The organism is Chromobacterium fluminis, assembly GCF_011602385.1.
Lineage (GTDB): Bacteria > Pseudomonadota > Gammaproteobacteria > Burkholderiales > Chromobacteriaceae > Chromobacterium > Chromobacterium fluminis.
This window is the reverse complement of the sequence record NZ_JAAOMA010000045.1, coordinates 18159-40016: the sequence shown is the minus strand read 5'-3', so window position 1 is coordinate 40016 and position 21858 is coordinate 18159. Positions and strand designations below refer to the sequence as shown.

Sequence of the window (21858 nt, the reverse complement as noted above, 5' to 3'; positions counted from 1 at the left end):
GAAAACCGGTGTCGATGCGCGTTGCTTGGCGTCGTTGCCACGCATTTGGCGTCCGTCGTGGGCGTTTTGTCGCAAGGCAGAGCTTTTCATGCCAATTTCATGCATATTCATGCCATTGAGTTTTGGCGGCGGGGCGGACTATGTGGGCGGTGGAGTTGAATGGGGTGTCGAAGAGTTATTGGATGGAGCAGGTGCGCGTGCCGGCGTTGGCGGAAGTCAGCCTCAACATCTCCGCGGCGCGCTTCACCGTGCTGTCCGGCCAGTCCGGCAGCGGCAAGACCACATTGCTGAACTTGATCGGCGGCATAGACCGCGCCGATGCCGGCAAGATCATGGTGGCGGATCAGGATTTGGGCTGTTTGAGCGACGACGCGCGCAGCGATTTTCGCGCGCGCCACATCGGCTTCATCTTCCAGAATTTCAATCTGATGCCGGTGCTGTCGGCGTTTGAGAACGTCGAGTACCCGTTGCAATTGCAGGGCGTGCCGGCGCGGCGGCGGCGCGAACGGGTCTTGGAGATGCTGGCGGCGGTGGGGTTGGCGGACAAGGCGGCGAACCGGCCCGGACAGCTGTCCGGCGGTCAGCGCCAGCGGGTGGCGATTGCGCGCGCGTTGGTGCACGAACCGGCCTTGGTGCTGGCCGATGAACCCACCGCCAATCTGGACAGCCATACCGGGGCGTCCATCCTGGCCTTGTTGCGCCAATTGCAGCGCGAACGCCGCGTGGCGGTGGTGTTTTCCTCGCATGATCCGCAGGTGATCGCGGCGGCGGATGACCGCTATCAGGTCAGCGACGGCCGGGTGGGCGCGCTGAACGCAGAGGAGGCCTTGTGAATACCTTGAAGCTGGCCTGGCGCAATCTGCTGCGCAATCGCCGCCGCACCTTGGCGACCTTGTCCACCATGATCATCGGCCTGGTGGCGGTATTGCTGTTCGGCGGTTACAACCGCACGGTGCAATACGGGCTGCAAACCGGCATGGTGCGCGCCGGCGGTCATCTGCAGGTGCAGCACCGTGACTATTTCCTGTACGGCAGCGGCAACCCCGCCGCTTACGGCATCCGCGATTACCGGAAGGTGATGCGGCTGATCGAGAACGACCCGGTGCTGCGGCCGATGCTGACGGTGGTGACGCCCACGCTGAGTTTGGGCGGCATCGCCGGCCATTACGCGGCCGGCGCCTCGCGAACGGTGATCGCGCGCGGCAGCGAAGTGGACGCGCAGAACCGGCTGCGGCGCTGGGACGATTACGGCTTCAACGACAAGCGCAAGCCGGTGGCGCTGACCGGCACCGCGCCGAACGCGGCGGTGATCGGCACTGGTGTGGCGCGAGTGCTGCAATTGTGCGCGGCGTTCAAGCTCAAGGATTGCGCGCCGCCACCGGCCCCGGCCGGCGGCGGTGATTTGCCGGCCGATCTGGCTGCCTTGTCCGCGGCGGCGCCGCTGGCCGGCGGCCGCGACGATCAGATCGAACTCTTGGCCGCCACCGCCGCCGGCGCGCCCAATGTGGCCCGCTTGAAAGTGGCCAAGGTGGAGAGCCAAGGCATCAAGGAGTTGGACGACATGTATGTCGGCCTGCATCTGCGCCAGGCTCAGCAGCTGGTGTACGGCCAGGGCGAGCCGATGGCCACCGCCATCGTGCTGCAGCTCAGGCATACCGAGCAGATTCCGGCGGCCGAGACGCGTTTGCGTCAGCTGTTCGCCACCATCTTGAGCGGCCAGCCGCTGGCGGCGCACGACTTCGCCACCTTGCAGCCGCAATATGGGCAGATCACCGGCATGTTCGGCACTATTTTTGGCTTTCTGGCGGTGCTGATCGCCTGCGTGGCGCTGTTCACCATAGGCAACACCATGAATATGGTGGTGCTGGAGCGCACGGTGGAGATCGGCACGTTGCGGGCGATGGGGCTGCGCCGCCGCGGCATTCAGCGGCTGTTCCTGTGCGAAGGCTGCTTGCTGGGCCTGGCCGGCGGCGCGCTGGGCATCGCGCTGGCCCTGCTGGCCGCCTGGCTGATCAACCATGCCGGTTTGACCTGGCTACCGCCGGGGCAGGTAGACCCCAGTCCCATCCTGGTGCGGGTATGGGGCGAGTGGCGGATGATGGCGGTGACCGCCGGCGGTTTGATGGCGATGGCCTTGCTGTCGTCGTGGTGGCCGGCGCGGCGCGCGGCCGCGGCCAATATCGTGGAGGCTTTGCGTCATGCGTGAAACGCTTGGAATCTTCAAGGGAGTGAGGGCGGCACGCTGGGCCGCTCTGGGCGCGACGCTGTGGGCGACGACAACGCTGGCGGCGCCGGACGCGCAGACTATCCTGGCCAACAGCGACGCGGTGCGTAATCCGGAGCGCTCCTTCGGACTCGTGGTGTCGCTGGTCAGCTACAAGGACGGCAAGCAGAACGAAGCCAGCGCGTTGGCGGTGTATTCACGGGCGGACGCCGGCAGCGGGCAGTTCCGCAGCTTGCTGCGCTTCATCAATCCCAAACGCGACGCCGGCAAACTGATGCTCAAAAGCGGCAACGATCTGTGGTTTTTCGACCCGGCGAGCAAGGCCAGCGTGCCGATTTCGCCGCAGCAGCGGCTGCTGGGCCAGGCGGCCAACGGCGACGTGGTCACCGTCAATCTGGCGTTGGACTATCGGGCGGCGCTGGCCGGGGAGGAGTCAATCCAGGACGGCGACCGCCAGACGCGGCTTTGTTACAAGCTGCGGCTCACCGCGCGCAATCCCGGCGTCACCTATCACGCGATCGATCTGTGGGTGGACCGCGACGGCTACCGCAGCCGCAAGGCGCAGTTCTACGCCGAGAGCGGAAGCCTGCTGAAGACCGCGTATTACCGCGCTTACCAGCCGGTGTTGGGACGAGAGCGCCCGACGGAAACCGTGATCATCGACGGCCTCAACCCGCGTTGGATAACGGTGATGCGCAATAGCCAGTTCGCTTGGCGCGAGGTGCCGGAAGCCTGGTTGCAACGCGATTATCTGCCGCGCTTTCGGGCCGAATGACGATGCGGAAGCTGGCGCTTGGGCTGTTGCTGGCGCTGGCGCTGGCGTGCGCGGCCGCGCGGGGCGCCGACGCGCCGCCGGACGAGGAGGCGTTGCGGCTGGCGGATCAAACCCGGATGGAGGAGGAGAGACCGCGGGATCTGAAGCTTCAACTGGAGGCGGCCGCGCTGTCGCCGCGGCCGGGGGACGATAGCCAGCGGCTGTCTTTCGATCTGCGCTGGGATGGTCGGCTAAGCCCGGCCTGGCGCGGCGTGCTGGCCAACCGGCTGGATTGGCGCTTCGCCGGCTCGCCGCAGCGGGACCACGGCGTCAATACCCTGAAGGAGGCCTATCTAAGCCGCGAGTTCGGCGTCGACGCGATGCTGGATTTAGGGCGCGTCAATACCCGCTACGGCGTGGCCGTGGGCTACAACCCCACTGATTTTCTCGGCGCCGGCACCGTGCGCTCGGTGGTGTCGGCTGACCCGGATAGCCTGCGTCAGAATCGCCTCGGCAACGCCATGTTGCGCTGGCAGCAGCTGTGGGACCGCGGTTCCTTGACCGCGATTTGGTCGCCCAAGCTGGGTTCTTGGCCTAATCCGGACGGCGCCAGCCTGGACTGGGGCGCCAGCAATCCACGGCAGCGGCTGCTGCTGGCCGGCAGCTATCGCTTCGCTGAAAACCTGAATCCGCAATGGCTGCTGCTGCAGGAGCAAGGCCGCTCTCCGCAACTGGGCTTCAATGTGTCGCGCGTGCTCGGCAAGGCCACCGTGATCTATCTGGAATGGGCCGGCGGGCGGCAGCAGACCGCTTGGAGGCAAAGCCTGGGGGTGTCGGATTCTGCTTGGCGCAATCGTCTGGCCGGCGGTCTGACCTGGACCGGCGCCAACAAACTGAGCTTGACCTTGGAGGGGCAGCAGGACGGGGCGGCGCCGGATAACGATGAATGGCGCGCGCTGCGCGAGAAGCCGGCGCTCTACGGCGCTTACCGGTCTGGGGTCGGCGCCGGGGGCGGTCTGCCCACCCGGCGCGCCGCCTTGCTGCGCGCGTATTGGCAGGACGCGCTGGTGGACAATCTGGATCTGACCGCGATGCGCAGTTTCGACTTGGTGGATCACAGCGGCATGAATTGGGCTGAAGTCCGTTATCACCTGGGCGCGGCGGACCTGGCCTTGCAGTGGCAGCGTTTTGACGGAGCGCCGGACAGCCGCTACGGCGCCAGCCCGGCGCGGCGGGTCTGGCAATTGCTGGTCGACTACTTTTACTGAGTTCGCGAACCGGTTCGGGGGAGGCAAGGCGACGCCGACGCCGCGGCGAGGATCGCATGGCGAGCGGCGGGGAAACAAACCATAGTGATGATGAGGCGGAGAAACGCTGCTTGACGTCGAAACGATCCTGAACAGAGGGGATGGGCATGGGCATGAGCACGGTGGCCGCGTTGCACACGTATCTGCGCTCCTGGAACGCGGCGGGCTGTCTGCACGGCGTGGCGGCCGTCGGCCTGGCCGACGGAGAGCGGGTGGCGGTGGCCGGCGGCATGGCCGATCCGGGCCTGGCCGTGGCCAACGAGCCGGACACGGTGTTTCGCATCGGCTCGTTGAGCAAGAGCTTCACCGCCGCCGCGGTGCTGCAGCAGGTGGCCCAGGGGCGGCTGGAGCTGAGCGACAGCCTGGAGCGGTTTTTTCCCGACTTTCCCAACGCGGCGGGCATCAGCCTGCATCAGTTGCTGAATCACAGCGCGGGCACCGCCAACTTCACCAGCGCGGCGGAGTATTGGCCGACGCGGATGCGGCTGGCGCATCGGCCGCAGGAACTGCTGGATTGGGCGCACGCTTTGCCGCCGGCTTGCCCGCCGGGCATTGCCCACGCGTACAGCAACACCGGCTATTTATTGTTGGCGGCCATTGTGGAGCGGGTTGCGGATCAGGACTTCTCCAGCTATCGGCAGCAATATCTGTTTCGGCCGCTGGGTCTGGAGCGCACTTACGTCGACGATGGCCGCGTTATTCTGCCGCAGGCCGCGCGCGGCCTGCATCCCGGAGCGCCGTGGCGCTACGCGGAGCCGATGGACATGTCGGTGGCTTGGGGCGTCTACGATCTGGTCTCCAGCGCGGGGGATCTGTGCCGCTGGCTGGAGGCGCTGCAGCGGGGCGAGGCTTTGCCGGCCAGGCTGGCCGCGCTGATGCTGGACGTGGGCGCCCTGGAGTACGCCTACGGGTTTTACGGCGAGGACTGGACGCTGGCCGGCCGTCGGCTGCGGCTGGCCCAGCACTTTGGTGACGTCAACGGCTTTTTTTCGTTTATGAGTGTTTTGCCCGGCGGAGGCGGCGTGGTGGTGTTGGCCAATGCCTTCGGTTCGCCGGTGGAGCGCCTGGGACGGGATTTGGCGCGCATCGCCAGCGGAGAGGAGTTGGAAGTCCTGCCGACGCCGGGACGGCAGCAGCCGGACGAGCAGTTGTTTGCTCCGGGGCGTTATGAGAATGGAGAAGGCGCTTGGCTGGAGTTGTTTTACAACGAGCATGGCTGCTATGCGCGCAGCCCGCGCCGTTACGGCGTGCCAATCGCCTATCCGCTGACCGTGGAGGCGCATACGCCGCAACTGGCGCGCGGCGCCGTGCTGCCGGAGACTCTGCTGATTGAGGGCGGAACGCTGCAATGGCGCGACGCCGAGGGGGAGGCCAGAAGCCTGCGGCGGCAGTAAGCGGTTTGTTCGGCGTAGGGGCGTGGTCTATCGTGAGAACTGACAAAACCAAGCCAGCTTTCCAGTCGAGGCCGAGAATTGACGGATTTTAAACAAGAGGCGTGGAAAGGGCGTTTCCGGGTCTTCCTCGCCTCCCTGCCATGGCGCGCGTGCGGGGTGGGGGTTCTGGTGCCCTTGCTGGCTTTGGCCACGCAGTGGTGGTTTTGGGACTGGATCCACCCCTATGTCTGGTTCCTGTTCTATCCTGCGGTTTTCCTCTCCGCCATGCTGGGCGGGCTGACCGGCGGTCTGGTCGCCACCGCCTTGTCGGTGCCTTTGGTTTGGTATCTGTTCATGCCCCCGCAGTGGAGCTTCGTCATTACCCGGACGTCCGATGCCGCCTCTATTGTCTTGTTCGCCTTGTGCGGCTTGATGTTTAGCCTGTTCAGCCAGCGCCTCATTAGCCGCCGCTCGCGCTGGGCGGAGAATGAGCTGACGCGTCAGCAAGCTTTATTGCATGCCATCATCGACAACTCCACCGCGGTAATCTTTGTCAAAGACATGAACGGCCGCTATCTGCTGGTCAATCAACGCTATCCCGATTTGTTCCATATCAGTGTAGAGGCCATGCGCGGTCTGCGCGACGAGGACTTGTTTCCGCCCGAGGTGGTGGCCAAGTTGCGCGACGCCGATCTGGAAGTGCTGAGCAGCGGCCAGGCGCGCGAATACGAGGAAACCGTGCCGCATGACGATGGCCCGCATACCTACTTGGTGTACAAATTCCCCTTGTTCGACGCAGAGGGGCGCGCTTACGCGGTGTGCGGCATCGCGTCGGACATCAGCGCGCGCAAGCGCGCCGAAGCGGAGCAGGGGAAGCGCGAGCAATTGCTGCAGGAAATGAGCGCCATCGCCCGGGTGGGCGGGTGGTGGTTCGATCCCGCCACCGGGGATGGCGGCTGGACCTCGGAAGTGGCCCGCATCCATGACCTGCCGGTCGATGCCCCGGCCAACACCTGCATTGGCTTGGGCTTTTTCCATGGGGAAGATCGTCGGCGGATAGAGGAAGCGGTGCGCCGCGTCGTGACGGAGGCCGAGCCCTATGATCTGGAGCTGCAATTGCTCAGTGCCAGCGGCCGACGCAAATGGGTGAGGGTGTCCGGGAGGCCGGTGTTGGCGGGCGGCAAGGTGGTGTCGGTGCGAGGTGCTATGCAGGACGTGTCCGACCGGAAAGCCATGGAAAACGCCTTGTTGGAAAGCGAGGAAAGACTATTGCTGTTCATCGAGCACGCGCCGGCGGCGCTGGCGATGTTCGATCGCAATATGTGCTATCTGGCGGCCAGCCGCCGTTGGCTGGACGATTACCAACTGGACGGTCAGGAGATCATTGGCCGATCTCACTACGAGGTATTCCCGGAAATCCCCGACGCTTGGCGGGAAATCCATCGCCGGGCGCTGGCCGGGGAGGTGGTGCGCGAAGAGGAAGACCGCTTTCTGCGTCAGAACGGCGCGGCGCAGTGGCTGTGTTGGGAAGTGCGGCCATGGCACGCGCGAGACGGCTCCATCGGCGGCATCGTGATCTTCACCGAGGACATCACCGCCCGCAAATCGGTGGAAGAAGAGCGCCACCGGCTGGCGGAAGCGCTGGATCAGTCGGCGCAGCCGGTGGTGATGACCGATGCGGCCAAGAACATCCTGTACGTCAACGCCGCGTTTGGCGAGTTGATGGGGTATTCGATCGGCGAGCTGCTGGGCACCTCGATCTCCCGCTTCATTCCGGACGATCGGGTCAGACGGGCGGAGCGGGCGGTCCTGGAGCTGCAGGTGAAACAACAGGGGCGCTGGACCGGCGAGCAGGCGCGCGTCGCCAGCAACGGCGAAATCATCCCGGTTTACGCGTCCGTTTCCGCCATGCACGACCTGTCCGGCGCGTTCTGCGGCTTTTTCGGCTCCTATAACGATTTGCGGCCGCTGCGCGAAAAAACCCAGGCGCTGGCCAGCGCCGAGGCGCGTTATCGCAGCGTGTTGGATCATGCCGCCGACGCGGTGCTGGTGGCGGATGCGGAAGGGCGCTATCAATACGCTAACTTGCAGGCCTGTCAGTTGCTGGGCTATGACGAGCAGGAAATCCTGGCGATGCGGGTGGGCGATTTCAGCGCGGGCTCCGCGGCGGACGATGCGCAGTCTTTGTTCCGGCGGCTGCTGTCCAACGAGCAGTTGAGCGCCGAGATGCTGCTGCGGCGCAAGGACGGCGCCGAGGTGCCGGTGGAGGTGAACGCGATCCGCCTGCCGGACGGCGGCGTCTACGGCGCTTTCCGCGACATCACCCTGAGGCGGCAGGCGGCGGAGCGGATTCGCCAGCTGTCCATGGCGGTGGAGCAGAGCCCGGAGAGTGTCGTTATCACCGATCTGGAAACGCGGATTGAATACGTCAACGAAGCGTTTGTCCGCAACACCGGTTACAGCCGGGAAGAGGTGATGGGGCAGACGCCCAATCTGCTCAAGTCCGGCCTGACTCCGGCGGACACCTATGCCGAGCTGTGGGGCGCGCTGCGGGCCGGAAAACCATGGAAAGGCGAGTTGTTCAACCGGCGCAAGGACGGCAGCGATTACGTTGACTTCGCCCATATCTCGCCTATCCGTCAACCGGACGGCAGGATCAGTCATTACCTGTCCTTGCAAGAGGATATCACCGAGAAAAAACGGTTGGCCATGGAGCTGGATCAGCACCGCCATCACCTGGAGGAACTGGTGGCGGTGCGCACCGCGGAGGTGCGCGCCACCAGCGCCAAGCTGCAAACCACTCAGTTCGCCATGGACAGCGTGGGCATAGGCATCCACTGGGTGGATGCGGCGAGCGGGCGGCTGATCTACGTCAACCGTTACGCGGCGGAGCTGCTGGGCTACGGCGTCGATGACATGCTGCGCCTGAACGTGTCGGACATCGTGCCCAACACCACGCCCGAAATCTACGCGCACACCGTGGAGCGCCTGCGGCAGCAAAGCCGGGCGCAGTTCGAAACCCAGCAACGCACCCGGGACGGGCGGCTGGTGGCGGTGGAGATGATTGCGTACTACTTGCCGGACAAGCCGGGAGGCTCGGACAAAATCATCGGCTTCGTCACCGACATCACCCGGCGCAAGGAGACCGAGCAGGCGCTGGTGCGCGCCAAGGAGGACGCGGAAGCGGCCAATCTGGCCAAGAGCGCCTTTGTCGCCAATATGAGCCATGAAATCCGTACGCCCTTGAACGCCATCATCGGCTTCACCCATTTGCTGATGCGCACCCAACCGCGGCCGGAGCAGCAGGCCAAGCTGGAAAAAGTGCTGGTGGCCAGCGGGCATCTGTTGGGCATCATCAACGACATTCTGGACCTGTCCAAGATCGAAGCCGGCAAGTTGTCGCTGGAGCGGACCGACTTCTCCATCGGCGGGCTGTTCGATCATGTGCGTTCGCTGATCGATGAGCCGGCGCAAGCCAAGGGTTTGCGCGTGGAGATCGATTACGCCGGCGTGCCGCCGTGTCTGCGCGGGGATCCCACCCGTTTGCGCCAGGCCTTGCTCAATTACGCGGGCAACGCGGTCAAATTCACCGAGCGGGGAACGATAGCCATGCGCGCGCGGCTGTTGCGAAGCGAGGGCGAACGCCTGCTGCTGCGCTTCGAGGTGCGCGACACCGGCATAGGCATTCCCGCCGACAAACTGGCCGGCCTGTTCCAGGCGTTTCAGCAGGCGGACGACTCCACTACCCGCAAATACGGCGGCACCGGCCTGGGCTTGGCGATCACCCAGCGTCTGGCCGCGTTGATGGGCGGCGAAGTCGGCGCGGAAAGCCGGGAAGGGTACGGCAGCGTGTTTTGGCTGACCGCCTGGCTGACGGAGGGGGACAGCGTTGCCGCCGAGCCGGCCGATGTGGAGCCTGACGAGGTTGAGGCCGAATTACGGCTGCGCGCGGACGCGCGGGTGCTGGTGGTGGAGGACGACCTCATCAATCAGGAGGTGGCGCTCTGGCTGCTGGGCAGCGTTGGCCTAAAGGCCGAGCTGGCGCGAAATGGCCGGGAGGCCGTGGAGTGCGCCGCCGCCGGCGTATACGATCTGGTGCTGATGGACGTGCAGATGCCGGAACTGGACGGGTTGGAGGCGACGCGCCGGATCCGGGCCCTGCCGCGCTGGGAGCGGACTCCTATTCTGGGCATGACCGCCAGCGCTTTCGAAGAGGACCGCCAACGCTGTCTGGCTGCCGGCATGAATGACTTCGTGGCAAAGCCGGTGGACCCGGAGCAACTGTTCGGATTGCTGTTGAAATGGCTGCCGTCGCTTGCGCCGTCTGGGATCATGCCGCCCGATCCGCAGCCGGTGGCCGGGCGACGCGAGCAGTTGATGGGGCTGCCCGGGGTGGATCTGGCGGCGGGCCTGCGCACCGTTGGGAACGATCTGGAGCGTTTTGAACGCCTGCTGCGCAAATTCGCGGACCTTCATCGCAATGACGCGGCCAGGTTGGAGGACGCGGCGCGCGCGGAAGAAGGCGAGGAGGCGTGCCGCATCGCCCACTCGCTGAAAGGGGCCGCCGGGTCCTTGGGGCTGGTCCGCGTTCAAGCCGAGGCCGCCGCGCTGGAGGCCATTTTGAGACAAGGGCGGGCCGAAGACGCGACGCCGGCGCGCATCCAGAAGCTGGGCCGCGAACTGACAACCTTGTGCGCGGCCTTGGACGCATTGCCGGCTATGGCATAAGCGAGCCATGTTCTCGACTTTTAATGCAACTTGACGCAGTTTATTGAGTCAATCAATAGCATGAAGTCATCATTTTCCGATGGCTGGCGGCCATCCCGGCCGCCGGTCGGGCGCGAAGAGCCAGCCTGGCCCCGATGCGTCGAGGACGCGGAAGGTTTCTCTCAATGAACATCCCTTTAGGCATTATCGAAGGCTTCTACGGCAAGCCATGGAACTGGGCGCAGCGGGAGCTGCTGGTCACCACGCTGGCGGCGCACGGTTATCGTTTCTATCTGTACGCGCCGAAAGCGGACGCGTATCTGCGCCGCGAGTGGCAGCAGGACTATCCGGCGGAGCAGGAAGCGCGGCTAGCGGCGTTCGCCGTCCATTGCCAGCGGCAGGAGGTCAGCTTCGGCATGGGGCTCAGTCCGTACGAAGCGTATCTGAACTTCAACGACGACGCCCGCCGGGCGCTGGCGCGCAAGTTGGAACAACTGCAACGCATCGGCGTCCGCCAATTGGCCATCCTGTTCGACGATATGCGCGGCGATCTGCCTGATCTGGCGGAGCGCCAGGCGGAGATCGTCGCCTGGGTGAGCCAGCGCTGCAAGGTGGAGCGCTTGCTGGTTTGCCCCAGCTACTATTCCAGCGATCCGGTGCTGGACCGGGTGTTCGGCCAGCGTCCAGCAGGCTATCTGCAACAACTGGGCCAGTGGCTGGCGCCGGACATCGATATTTTCTGGACCGGCGAAGAAGTGTGCTCGCGTGAAATCTCGCCCGGGCACTTGTTGCAAGTGGGCAAATGGCTGGGCCGCAAGCCGGTGCTGTGGGACAACTACCCGGTGAACGACGGCGCGCGAATGTCGCAATACCTGCATGTGCGCGGTTTCACCGGCCGGTCCGCGGCCAACGCCGAACTGTTGGCCGCGCACGGGATCAATCCGGCGCAGCAAGCCGCGCTCAGCCTGATTCCCGCGCTGACGCTGGCGGACAGCTATAGGCTGGGGCCGCGCTATCAATACGGCGCCTCGATGCGCCGCGCCGCCCAGGTGGTGGCCGGCGAGGAACTGGCCGACATGTTGTGGCGGGATTTGCTGACCTTGCAGGACGTGGGACTGGATCAGTTGGGCGAACGCGCCGTAGAGCTGCGCGCGCGTTACGCGGCGGTGGATCATCCCTGCGCGCGGGAGGTGGTGGCCTGGCTGGATGGAGAATATCGGATCAGCGAGCTTGAGGTGCAGACTCAGTAGGAAGGCTACTTTGCGTTACATGCCTTTACAACTGACTCACAGACGGGGGCGAGCCGGGACGCCTAGGATACGCAGCAAGGAAACACCAAAGCCCCGGCGTCGCGGCAGTACTTAAGCAGACGGACGCCCCCCTGACCCGACTGGAGAATGTCACCATGAAAAAACTGAGCCTGATCGTACTGTCCGCTGCTTTCGCCCTGAGCTCCGCCGCCGGCTTCGCCGCCGAAGCCGCCAAGCCGGCTTCCGCCCCGGTCGCCAAAGCCGCGCCCGCCGCCAAGAAAGCGCAGCACAAGGCCGTGAAGAAGCACGCTTCCGCCCCGGCGCAGAAAGCGCAAGCCGCCAAGACCGAAGCCTCCGCCCCGGCCAAGGCCGCCAAAAAGCCGGCTCAGCACAAGAAGCACGCCGCTAAGAAAACCCACAAGCAGGCTGCTTCGGCTCCGGCTCAAAAGGCCCAAGCCGCCAAGGCGGAAGCCTCCGCTCCGGCCAAAGCCGCCAAGAAGCCGGCTCAGCACAAGAAGCACGCCGTAAAGAAAACCCACAAGAAAGCCGCGGCTTCCGCAGCCAAGTAAGCTGAAGAACGAGGGCGCGCGCAGCGCGGCCCAAACGGGGATGAAGGGAGGCCGAGGCCTCCCTTTTTTGCGTGCTTGGAAGCTGTCTACGATCTGCTGCGCGTCGCGAGGCGCGACATGGTGATCACTCCTTCGCAACGCTTATGCAGCACGTATCGTAAACACGTTTTTAGCGCGGACGTTTCTGATGTCGCTGCCGTCGCGCCTCCAGCCATGCGCGCAGGGTTTGCGCGTCATGCAGCTGGTGTTGGTTGTCCAGATGACGGTAGACCCGGACCCGGCGCGCGCCCAGCCACAGCATGTGCTCCAAGTAGTTGAAGAAGCCCATCCAGTGGCCGCGTTGGCTGTGGTCGTCGAAATCGATGTCGCGAGCGACGCGGCTGAGCAGGCCAGAGCCGACGTATTCCGGATTGTCCTTCAACCATTGCAGCAAATGGGCGGCGCATTCCCGGCCGTAAGCACAAGCGATGGCGTAGTTTTCGGCTGCGGTGGGCATTTGCCAGTAGTGGGGGTGGTTGCGCGAGGGCAGATAACGGACGAAGGGAAGCAGGGTTTCCTGCTGTTCGCGGGCGGCCAGTTTGTAGCGGCGACGGGGAGGTAGGTTGTAAGACATGGTGTTTCTCCTGCTGTGACACAAGATAAACCACCTGCCGGGTAAGGCTGAGGTATAAGGCAGGCGCGTGGCAGGATTGGCGTACCGGACTTAACTATCAAACCGGCGAGTGCATGACACTCCCCCACCACGCACCTGCCAAGAGTGCGTAGGCATAGGAAAACTGCTTGCACAGTGTTCCGCGCAAGCAAATCGATAGTTAAGTAACGGGACGCCAATCCCGTGTGCCGCTTGTTTGGGCGGCAACGTGGGGATTGTTGCCGAGAGCGGGGACGGGGTCAAGGCGGCGCGGCGGTTTCAGCTAGCGCTTCATCGCTAGGGAGATCGTAAACAGGTTCTAGCCGGGGGCCGGCGTGGCGGCGGGCTCCTGAACGATATTGAGCAGCGGCGCGCGCGGGTCGGGCCGATCCAGCCAGAAGCGGCGCTCCAGTTCCGCCGCCGGCAGAGGCCTGCAGAATAGGTAGCCTTGCAGGGTATCGCAGAACATATAAGTCAAGGCGGTGGCTTGTTCATCGGTTTCCACGCCTTCCGCCACCACTTTGAGCTGCAGGGAATGGGCCAGCGCGATGATGGCGCCGGTCAAGGTCATTGCGTCCGGATCTTCCAGCATGGCGCGCACGAAGGACTGGTCAATCTTCAGTTCCTGGGTTGGCAGTTTGGCTAGGTAGGACAGTGAGGAGTAGCCGGTGCCGAAGTCGTCGATGGAAATGCCCACCTGCATATCGCGGATGCGGCGCAGCGTTTCGCCGCAAGTGTCCAGGTTGTCCAGCACCACGGTTTCGGTGATTTCGATGTCGATGCCCGGCACGGCGGCGCCTTCGCTCAAGGCGTTCTGCAACTGTTCGGAGAAATCGACCTGGCGTAATTGCAGCGGCGAAACGTTGACCGCGATGCGCGGCGCCGGATAGCCGGCTTGCTGCCAGCGCAGATGGTCGCGCGCGGCTTGCCGCAGCGCCCAGGCGCCCACTTCCAGAATCAGGCCGGTTTCCTCCAGAAGCGGGATGAATTGCGCCGGCGACACCAGGCCGCGCTCCGGGCTCTGCCAGCGCAACAGCGCTTCCACGCCTATGATCTGCCGCGACACCGCGTCCACCTTGGGCTGGTAGTGAAGCACGAACTCCTGACGCTCCAGCGCCAAACGCAGCCGATTTTCCAGCTCCAGCGTTACGGCGGCGCGTTCGCTCATCTCCTGACGGTAGAACAAATAGCGCTCATTGGTGTTTTGCGCCAGCTTGAGAGCGGCTTCCGCGTTCTCCAGCAGGTTTTCCGCGTCGGCGCCGTCTTCCGGGTAGATGGCGATGCCGAATTTGGCGGAAACGCGCAGCTGCTTATCCAGGATGGCGATGGGTTGGGCGACGCAGCGGTCTTGCAATTGCATCACTTGACGCGCGATGTCCTCCTCGCTTTTGACCCCGGGGATCATCAGCGCGAAACGGTCTATCTTGACGCAAGCCAGCAGCCTGGCTTCCTCGGTAAACGACTCCAGCCGCGCCGCCAGCAGGCGCAGCACCTGGTCGCCTGCCCAGCGGCCATAGACATCGTTGATGGATTTGAAGCGCTCGATGTCGAGGAAGACCACCGCCAGGCGCCGCTGCTCGTTGTGATTGGCGCTGATCTGTTGCGCCAGGCGCTCATGGAACAGGCTGCGGTTGGCCAGGCCGGTCAACTCATCGTAGTAAGACAGAAAATGCAGCCGCTCTTCTTTTTCGATGTGGTCCAGCGCGAAAGCGATGTCGCCGGCCAGTTCGGACAGCAGCTGCATTTCTTCGTGATCGAAGGCGTTGGCCTCATTGGAGCACAGCGCCAGCGAGGCGGCGCGTTGTCCGGGCAGCGGCAAGGGCAGGCAGGCCAGCGAGCGGATGCCCTGCGCCAGCAGCTGCTCACGCGCCGAGTAGGGCAACGGCGCGCCAAGCTGATTGCAGACGAGGTTGCCGCCGCTGTTGATGGCGGCGGCGGACAACAGCAGCGCCTCGGCGTCTGGAAGCGGTTCGGCCTGCCCTTGCAGCGCTGCGAGGCGGTGTTGGCCGTCGCTCTGATCCCATGTGCTGATCCAGACCATTTTGAACGCGCCGCTATGGGTGGCGATGCGGCAGGTTTCCTGGAACAGTTCCTGGCGGTCGTGACAGCGCACGATCAGCATATTGATGCCGCTGAGGATGGCGTAGACGCGGTTGAGCCGTTCTATGCGCAGCCGCAGCAAGGAGTGCTGCAAGGTGATGGCTAGCTGCTGGGCGAAGGCTCGCGAGACCTCCAGGTGTTCGAAGTCGTGGCGGGCGATGGTCTGGAACGCGAGGTTCAAGGACCCTAGCAACTGCCCTTCCGCCATCAGCGGCAGCCTTAGATAGGCGCGCACGCCGTGGCTGCGCAGCCATTTGACCAGCGCGGGCGGTTGCGCCTGCGTGGTGATGTCGTGCATGAAGCTGGGCTGGCCGCGCTTGAGCTGCTCCAGATCGTTTAAACCATAGCTGGAAAAAGGGAAGCGGCTATCGATCGGAATCTCGTCTTTGGCGTCGCATTCCAGCGCCAAAAAGATGATCTCCTCGTGCCGCCAGTCGAACATCGTGGCCGACGCGCCCCAGAATGGCACCAATTGCGCCAGCATGCGCAGCGCTTTCTGAGCGGTTTGTTGCGGACTGGCGGCGGACAACAGGGTGAGCCCCATATCGCGCAGCGACTCCAGTTGTTGGCTGTGGCGTTTGAGCTCTTGCTCGGTTTTCAGCCGCTCGGTGATGTCGCGCATGATGGCGGTGTAATACTTCTGGCCGCCCACCTCTAGTTGGGACACCGAGGCTTCGGCGTAGAACTCGCTGCCGTCGGCGCGCAGGCCGCGCACTCCGCCGGCAGGCGCAAGGGTGCGGCTGACCGGGCCGTTCCGGCCGAAGCCGCGGATCAACTGCGCGTGGCCGGCGCGTAGGGCGTCCGGCACCAGAATATTGACCGGCTGGCCCAATACTTGTTCGGCGCGGTAGCCGAAAGCGCGTTCCGCGGCGGGATTGAACAGGATGATGTTCAGATCGGCGTTGATGGTGACGATGGCGTCCATCGCGGTGTCGATGATGCCGGCGCGTTGCATTTCGCTGAGGCGGATCGCAGTCTCGTGCGCTTGCAGCTGGTCCAGCATGTGGTTGAACTGATGCGACACCGCGCGCAGTTCGCGCGGCCCCAGCTCCTGCGCCCGCGCCTGAGAGGCGCCGCTGGCCACGGCTTGCGCCGTTTCCGCCAGCTGTCGCGCCGGTCGGGTCAGCGCGCGGCTGAAGCTTTGCGCCAGCAAGCCGCAGAGCAGCAAGGTGGCGATGCCGCTGGCAGCGCCCCAGCGCAGGCGGTTGTCGTAGGGTGCGAAGACATCCTGTTCCGGCAAAGCGGCGATGATCAGCCAGTCGGCTTGGGAAAACTTGCGATAGGAGTAGAGGCGCGACACGCCGTCGCGGCCGACGCCCAGTTCGAATCCGGAGGCGTTGCCGCGGATGCGCGACATGGTGCGGACGACATTGGCCGAGGTTTTGCCGTGCCAGAGCGAGGGGTCCGGATAGCGCAGCAAAAAGACCGCTTGCGAGCTGAGCACCGCGATGGTCAGCTTGCGGTCCAGTGTGGCGGGCAGCACATGGGACTGCAGAGCCAGCAGGTCCAGTTGCAGTGTCAGCAGTCCGACGCGGCGGCCTTGTTCATCGCGCACCGGATAGCTGGGCATGATGATCCAACGCCGAGTGGCGGGCTCTTGCCGTGGTTCGCTGAGCATTAGCCCGGGGGCGTCCAGCGCGCGGGAGAACCAGTCGTGGTTGAGCGGGGGCGCCTGCATGGCGGGGTTTTGCGCATGGCGGCAGACCGGCTGCCCCGCGGCGTTGCTGAGCGTCAGCTGGGAGATGGAGGGAAAACTCAGCGTGAGATCGCGATAGGCGTCGGCACATTCGGCGGCGTCGAGCCGGCGTAGAGACGGCCTCTGGCTCAGTTGGGCCATTAGCCGCTCCAGTTCGACGATTTTGTCCGCCAGAGTTTGATCCACTTGGTCGGCCACGACGCGGGTTTGCATTTGCGCGGCGTCGCGCAGATCGCGGGCGGATTCGTAGGCGCCGATGCCGATCAACACGGCGGCGGGCAGCAGGCAGGCCAGGGCGAACAGCAGCAATTGAGCATGCAGGCTCAGCCCGCTGACGGCGGACAGAGTGCGGTTGAGGCCTGCGCGCATGTGGCGGCTACTTTCCAGGACAGGGGATACTCAAAAATTAGTTCCTGCCGCCGGAGGGGGCAAGCCGCGCTTATGCCAAATGCTTCGGCTGGGTTGGGGGAGGGGGTAAGCCCCCCGTGCAAGCCTTGCCAGGCAAGGCTTGCACGGGGACGTGGCCTTGGCTAAGTACTTCCGCTTAGCCTACTGATAAAACCTGACGCCGCCGCTCGGCCTGCGCCGGGCTTTTACAGAAACATGCCGCCGGAGGCTTCCACGCGTTGGCCGTTGACCCAGGCCGCGCCGTCGCTGAGCAGGGTGGCGATGGCGCCGCCGATGTCGTCTGGCCGGCCGACGCGGCCCAGCGCGGTTTGCGCGGCGATATGGGCGTTGACCTGCTCGTTGTCGCGCACTAGGCCGCCGCCGAAATCAGTTTCAATCGCGCCGGGAGCGATGACGTTGACCGCGATGCCGCGCGGCCCCAGTTCCTTGGCCAGGTAGCGGGTCAGCACTTCCACGCCGCCCTTCATCGCCGCGTAGGCGGCGTAGCCGGGCAGGGCGAAACGGGTCAGGCCGGTGGAGACGTTGAGAATGCGGCCGCCGTCGGCGATCAGCGGCAGCAGCGCCTGAGTTAGGAAGAACGGTCCTTTGAGCTGGATGTTCATCAATTGGTCGAACTGAGCCTCGCTGGTGTCGGCGAAGGCGGCGTGAATGCCGATGCCGGCGTTGTTGACCAGAAAGTCGAAGTCGGCGCGCTGCCATTGTTCGGTCAGCGTCTGGCGCAGCTTGGCGGCAAAGGCGTTGAAGCTCGCGCTCTGGCCGACGTCCAGCGCCAGCGCGGCGGCTTTGCCGCCCAAGGCCACGATCTCGGCAACCACCGCCTCGGCGTCGGCGGCGCGGCTTTGATAAGTGAGGACCACGTCCATGCCCTGGCGCGCCAGGTGCAGGGCCGCGCTTTTGCCCAGGCCGCGGCTGCCGCCGGTGATGACTGCGATCTTCTTGCTCATGGGAATCTCCTATAGGGGGCGGGTGCAGGCTTGGACCCGATGAGCTCAGTTTATTGTATGTTTTTTGATAAACAAATATGAGTATTTTAATTATAGTGTTCGTATATTCATAACAATTGGCGGTGGATTATGAACAAGCTGGAAGCGATGCAGATTTTTGTTCGGGTGGCCGAGCTGTCCAGCTTTACCCAGGCGGCGGACAGCCTGGGCCTGCCCAAGGCCAGCATCTCGGTGGCGGTTAAACAGACTGAAGCCTGGTTGGGGGCGCGCCTGCTGCATCGGACCACGCGCAAAGTGCAAATGACCCAGGACGGCCAGGCTTTTTACGAACGCTGCAAGGACGTGCTGGCGGAGATGGACGAGTTGCAGGGCATGTTTCAGCGCGGCGAAGAGGCGCTGAGCGGGCGGCTGCGGGTGGATATGCCCAGCGGCGTGGCGCGCTATCAGGTGTTGCCGCGCTTGGACGAATTCCTGCAACGCCACCCTCGGCTGGAGCTGGAATTGAGCAGCACCGACCGCAAGGTGGACATCGTGCGCGAGGGCTTCGATTGCGTATTGCGGGTGGGGGAGCTCAGCGATTCCAGCCTGGTGGCGCGGCCGCTGGGGCGCTTTCGGCAGCTCAATTGCGCCAGCCCGGCCTATCTGGCGCGCTACGGCACGCCGGCCGGCCTTGAGGACCTGGCGCGGCACCGGCTGGTTCACTATGTGTCCGTCCTGGGGGCGCGTCCGGCCGGCTGGGAATGGCGGGACGGCAACGGCAGCCATTGGCTGGCCATGGCCGGCAGCGTCATCGTCAACAACGCGGAGGCCTACCAGGCCGCCTGCCTGGCCGGCCTGGGCCTGATTCAGGCGCCGGAGTCCGGCGTGCGCCATTTGCTGGACAGCGGAGAGCTGGTGGAAGTGCTGCCGGCATACCGCGCCGCGCCGATGCCGGTAAGCTTGCTGTACGCCCATCGCCGCAACCTGCCGCGCCGCGCGCAGGTATTCATGGATTGGCTGGCGGAGGCGCTGGCGCCCCACTTGCTCTGAATCCGGCGCAAACATGGCGGGCCGGGGCCAAGCTGCCCTATCATGGAGGCCGGTCAACCATTTTAGAACCTGTTTATGATCAGCTGCGCGTTGGCGATACGGCGTTGAAAACCCCTTCGAAATGCTCATGTACCGTGTGTACATTCCGCTTTCTCAGCGGTTTTCGCCTTGTCTCGCCTTAGCTCGAGAGATCGTAAACACGTTCTTACTTCGTCATATTCCCACCATGATTGTTAGATCCACCTCTTCCTGGCTGCGCCTGTTGTTTGTCTGGCACGGTTCGGTCTTGCCGCGCATCATGCCGCGCCTATTGCTGGTTTTCTTCATTTCCATCGCCGCCGCCGCGGTTCGCGGCTGGTGGCTGAGCGAGCACGCGGACTCGGCGCTTAGCATTCCCGCCTTCACCCTGATGGGGGTGTCGCTGGCCATCTTCCTGGGTTTTCGCAACTCGGTCAGCTACGAACGTTTCTGGGAGGCGCGCAAGCTGTGGGGCAGCTTGCTGATCGTCAACCGCTCGCTGGCGCGGCAGGCCTTGTCGCTGGCGCCGGACAACGCCGACGCGCGGCGCTTGATAGACGGCTGTTGCGCCTTCGCTTACGCGCTGAAGGCGCAGCTGCGCGGCGACGACGCCGAGGCCCATTTACGCCGTTTGCTGCCGGAGGAGATTCTGGACAAGGCGTTGGCGGGGCGTTTCAAGCCGGCGTTGATCCTGGCCTGGTTGGGGCAGTTGACCGCGCGCATGCACCGCGACGGCGCGTTGAGCGATATGCAATGGCATGCGCTGGACCGCAACCTGAACTCGCTGTCCGAAGTGCTGGGCGGCTGTGAGCGCATCGCCTCCACGCCCATTCCCTTCACTTACCGGGTGTTGCTCAACCGCACCGTCACCGTGTACAGCCTGCTGCTGCCGGCCGGCCTGGTCACCAGCATAGGCTGGCTGACGCCGGCGATCGCGGTCTTCATCGCCTACACCTATCTGGCCTTGGAAGTGATAGGCGAGGAACTGGAAGAGCCGTTTGGCAAGGAGGGCAACGACCTGCCGCTGTCCGCGCTGTGCCACGGCATCGAGTCCTCTCTGCGGGAGATGCAGGGCGAGGATGTGGCCGCGCCGGCTCCGGAGCCGCGAGGCATTTATCTGTATTGAGCCTTTATAAGGTGGCCAGATCTTCCAGGCGAATGATGCGCGCTATCGTCTCCAACTGGCGCATCGAGATCCGATGTTCTTCTTCGCTGGCGGCGGCGCAGCCGTCCTCCAGCACTAGCACCTGATAATCGCGGTCGTGGGCGTCGCGCGCGGCGGCCTGCACCGCCCAGGTGCTGCTGACCCCGGACAAGATCAGGCGTTCAATGCGATGGGCGCGCAGCACGGCTTCCAGCGAGGTGGCGTAAAACGGGCTGACGCGGGGCTTGATCACGATGGCGTCTTCCGGCCTCAGGTCCAGATCCGGATGGAAGGCGGTGCCGGGGCCGGACAGATCCAGCGCGCCGAATTCGTGCGCGCGGCCAAACAGCGGCGAGTTTTTGGGTTGCTCCACATAGGAGGGCGAGAAGCCCACTTTCACCTGTACCACCAGCCAGCCGCGGCGGCGGGTCTCGGCAATGGCCTGGTTGGCGGCGACGATGACGCCGCGTTGGCGCGCGTGCTCGGCGCAGCGGGCGACCTTGCCGCCGTCGCCCATGATGTCGTGGATGTAGTCCAAACCGATAAAAGCGGTGTTCATCGCTGAGTTCCATAAGACCCGCTAACAAAACCCCTGATCCTGCGTTGCGCCTCCTTGTCGTACGACTGGTACTGCCTGCGTCGGCGCGCCTTGGCTCAGGTTCTCTGCGAGGTTTTGTTAGCGGCTCTAATTACGTATTGATCAAGGCCGGCGCGCGGCCGGCGTTTCGGCCGCGGCCAGTTCCGCCAGCACCTCGCCGGCGGCGAGCAGCAGCTTCAGGCGTTGCGGCGGCAGTCCGGCCAGCGCGGCGCGCAGCCAGTCGTCTTTGCGCAGGCGGTGAGCTTCAAGGGTTTGGCGGCCGGCGCCGCTTAGGCGGACCCGGACCTTGCGGCCGTCTTCGGGATCGGCGGCGCGCAGAATCAGGCCGCCGGCCTCGAGTTCGCGCAGCAGGCTGGCCAGATTGGAGCTGCGCAGCTTTTCCGCGCGCGCCAGCGCCGAAGGCGTTGCTGCGCCGTCGGCGCGTTCGATGCAGGCGAGCAGGGACAGTTGGGCGAACGGCAGTTCGTCGTCCTGCGCCTCCAGGCGCAGCCGGCGCGTCAAGGCCATCAGCTGCAGACGCAGCCGGGACGCGGCCTCGGGGGTGATTGTAAGGCGTAGCATCCTGCTATTCTAACATAGCTATGTATATATAGATAAATGCGGACAGAGCGGCGCGAGGAGGGTTGCCGAGCGGGTTCAGAGCCGCGCTCGTCGCTGCGCGGCCCGCATTGAGCGGGGGCTTAACTTGGCTTCGGACAGTTGCTCATCCAGCGTATGCCGAAGCGGTCCACCAGCATGCCGAAGCGGGCGCCCCAGAAGGCGTCGTGCAGCGGTTCGCTGATCTGGCCGCCTTGGGCCAGGGCTTCGAAGATCGCCGTCTGCTCCGCCTCGCTGTCCAGCATGAAGTTCAGCGTGATGTTTTCTCCCAGGACGGGCGTGCGGCCCGGCATGCCGTCGGAGGCCATGAAATGAACGCCTTCGGCTTTGAACTCCGAGTGCAGAATTTTGTTCTTGGCTTCGTCCGGGCTGGGGAAGTCCGCGTCGCCGAAGCGCATCAGCGCCACAATTTCGCCGTTGAAGCATTGGCGGTAGAAGGCCAGCGCTTGTTCGCACTGGCCGTGGAAGTTGATGTAGGGCAGCAGGGTTTTCATCAGAGAGACTCCTGG

16 protein-coding genes are annotated in these 21858 nt (G+C 64.6%); 10 read left to right on the top strand and 6 right to left on the bottom strand.

Translation table 11 applies throughout. The features are described 5' to 3' along the window. Positions 1-164: 164 nt before the first annotated feature. The 8 genes from HA052_RS22310 to HA052_RS22275 all read left to right on the top strand — a co-directional run bounded on the left by HA052_RS22310 (position 165) and on the right by HA052_RS22275 (position 12184). The gene (locus tag HA052_RS22310) at positions 165-833 is read left to right on the top strand and encodes an ABC transporter ATP-binding protein (protein WP_346774579.1); all 669 of its coding nucleotides are present in this window, start codon (positions 165-167) and stop codon (positions 831-833) included. Further along, positions 830-2206, top strand: a complete 1377-nt coding sequence (locus tag HA052_RS22305; protein WP_166453653.1) for an FtsX-like permease family protein — start codon at positions 830-832, stop codon at positions 2204-2206. The genes HA052_RS22310 and HA052_RS22305 overlap by 4 nt, the downstream gene beginning before the upstream one ends. Further along, on the top strand, positions 2199-2999 hold the full coding sequence (locus tag HA052_RS22300) for an outer membrane lipoprotein-sorting protein (RefSeq protein WP_081545521.1): 801 nt from the start codon (positions 2199-2201) through the stop codon (positions 2997-2999). Before HA052_RS22305 ends, HA052_RS22300 begins: the two co-directional genes overlap by 8 nt. A gap of 2 nt (positions 3000-3001) precedes the next feature. Beyond that, positions 3002-4246: a hypothetical protein gene (locus tag HA052_RS22295; RefSeq protein ID WP_166453652.1), complete on the top strand. Its 1245-nt coding sequence runs from the start codon at positions 3002-3004 to the stop codon at positions 4244-4246. Between the two features lie 146 nt (positions 4247-4392). Then, positions 4393-5679: a serine hydrolase domain-containing protein gene (locus tag HA052_RS22290; protein WP_166453651.1), complete on the top strand. Its 1287-nt coding sequence runs from the start codon at positions 4393-4395 to the stop codon at positions 5677-5679. A 78-nt stretch (positions 5680-5757) separates the two neighbouring features. After that, positions 5758-10386: a PAS domain S-box protein gene (locus HA052_RS22285; protein ID WP_166453650.1), complete on the top strand. Its 4629-nt coding sequence runs from the start codon at positions 5758-5760 to the stop codon at positions 10384-10386. Positions 10387-10550: 164 nt separating this feature from the next. After that, positions 10551-11615, top strand: a complete 1065-nt coding sequence (locus HA052_RS22280; RefSeq protein WP_166453649.1) for a beta-N-acetylglucosaminidase domain-containing protein — start codon at positions 10551-10553, stop codon at positions 11613-11615. Between the two features lie 155 nt (positions 11616-11770). Continuing rightward, complete coding sequence (locus HA052_RS22275) at positions 11771-12184, top strand: hypothetical protein (RefSeq protein ID WP_019103898.1); 414 nt, start codon at positions 11771-11773, stop codon at positions 12182-12184. Between the two features lie 169 nt (positions 12185-12353). Here HA052_RS22275 and HA052_RS22270 read toward each other — a convergent pair whose 3' ends face one another. From HA052_RS22270 to HA052_RS22260, 3 genes are all read right to left on the bottom strand, one after another. Beyond that, the gene (locus HA052_RS22270) at positions 12354-12797 is read right to left on the bottom strand and encodes a hypothetical protein (protein WP_166453648.1); all 444 of its coding nucleotides are present in this window, start codon (positions 12795-12797) and stop codon (positions 12354-12356) included. Between the two features lie 337 nt (positions 12798-13134). After that, the gene (locus HA052_RS22265) at positions 13135-16980 is read right to left on the bottom strand and encodes an EAL domain-containing protein (protein ID WP_166453647.1); all 3846 of its coding nucleotides are present in this window, start codon (positions 16978-16980) and stop codon (positions 13135-13137) included. Between the two features lie 224 nt (positions 16981-17204). Beyond that, on the bottom strand, positions 17205-17963 hold the full coding sequence (locus HA052_RS22260) for an SDR family NAD(P)-dependent oxidoreductase (protein ID WP_166453646.1): 759 nt from the start codon (positions 17961-17963) through the stop codon (positions 17205-17207). 129 nt (positions 17964-18092) lie between these two features. On the opposite strand from HA052_RS22260, the gene HA052_RS22255 reads away from it, so the two are divergent. Both HA052_RS22255 and HA052_RS22250 read left to right on the top strand, forming a co-directional pair. Next, positions 18093-18992 carry a LysR family transcriptional regulator gene (locus HA052_RS22255; protein ID WP_206119004.1) on the top strand — a complete coding sequence of 300 codons (900 nt, stop codon included), beginning with the start codon at positions 18093-18095 and terminating at the stop codon, positions 18990-18992. 226 nt (positions 18993-19218) lie between these two features. Then, positions 19219-20136 carry a bestrophin family protein gene (locus HA052_RS22250; protein WP_166453645.1) on the top strand — a complete coding sequence of 306 codons (918 nt, stop codon included), beginning with the start codon at positions 19219-19221 and terminating at the stop codon, positions 20134-20136. A gap of 4 nt (positions 20137-20140) precedes the next feature. On the opposite strand, the gene HA052_RS22245 is transcribed toward HA052_RS22250, so the two are convergent. The 3 genes from HA052_RS22245 to HA052_RS22235 all read right to left on the bottom strand — a co-directional run bounded on the left by HA052_RS22245 (position 20141) and on the right by HA052_RS22235 (position 21843). Further along, entirely contained in the window at positions 20141-20713 is a 573-nt protein-coding gene (locus HA052_RS22245; RefSeq protein ID WP_166453644.1) for a cysteine hydrolase family protein, read from the bottom strand. A 141-nt stretch (positions 20714-20854) separates the two neighbouring features. Further along, positions 20855-21313, bottom strand: coding sequence for a MarR family winged helix-turn-helix transcriptional regulator (locus HA052_RS22240; protein WP_166453643.1), 459 nt, complete (start codon positions 21311-21313; stop codon positions 20855-20857). Between the two features lie 119 nt (positions 21314-21432). After that, entirely contained in the window at positions 21433-21843 is a 411-nt protein-coding gene (locus HA052_RS22235) for a VOC family protein (RefSeq protein ID WP_166453642.1), read from the bottom strand. Positions 21844-21858 lie beyond the last annotated feature (15 nt).

Coding starts and splice junctions, on each gene's coding strand:
- HA052_RS22245 (WP_166453644.1), bottom strand. CDS start 20,713: ATGAACACCGCTTTTATCGGTTTGGACTACATCCACGACATCATGGGC.
- HA052_RS22295 (WP_166453652.1), top strand. CDS start 3,002: ATGCGGAAGCTGGCGCTTGGGCTGTTGCTGGCGCTGGCGCTGGCGTGC.
- HA052_RS22240 (WP_166453643.1), bottom strand. CDS start 21,313: ATGCTACGCCTTACAATCACCCCCGAGGCCGCGTCCCGGCTGCGTCTG.
- HA052_RS22265 (WP_166453647.1), bottom strand. CDS start 16,980: ATGCGCGCAGGCCTCAACCGCACTCTGTCCGCCGTCAGCGGGCTGAGC.
- HA052_RS22235 (WP_166453642.1), bottom strand. CDS start 21,843: ATGAAAACCCTGCTGCCCTACATCAACTTCCACGGCCAGTGCGAACAA.
- HA052_RS22280 (WP_166453649.1), top strand. CDS start 10,551: ATGAACATCCCTTTAGGCATTATCGAAGGCTTCTACGGCAAGCCATGG.
- HA052_RS22270 (WP_166453648.1), bottom strand. CDS start 12,797: ATGTCTTACAACCTACCTCCCCGTCGCCGCTACAAACTGGCCGCCCGC.
- HA052_RS22255 (WP_206119004.1), top strand. CDS start 18,093: ATGAACAAGCTGGAAGCGATGCAGATTTTTGTTCGGGTGGCCGAGCTG.
- HA052_RS22260 (WP_166453646.1), bottom strand. CDS start 17,963: ATGAGCAAGAAGATCGCAGTCATCACCGGCGGCAGCCGCGGCCTGGGC.
- HA052_RS22290 (WP_166453651.1), top strand. CDS start 4,393: ATGGGCATGAGCACGGTGGCCGCGTTGCACACGTATCTGCGCTCCTGG.
- HA052_RS22275 (WP_019103898.1), top strand. CDS start 11,771: ATGAAAAAACTGAGCCTGATCGTACTGTCCGCTGCTTTCGCCCTGAGC.
- HA052_RS22250 (WP_166453645.1), top strand. CDS start 19,219: ATGATTGTTAGATCCACCTCTTCCTGGCTGCGCCTGTTGTTTGTCTGG.
- HA052_RS22300 (WP_081545521.1), top strand. CDS start 2,199: ATGCGTGAAACGCTTGGAATCTTCAAGGGAGTGAGGGCGGCACGCTGG.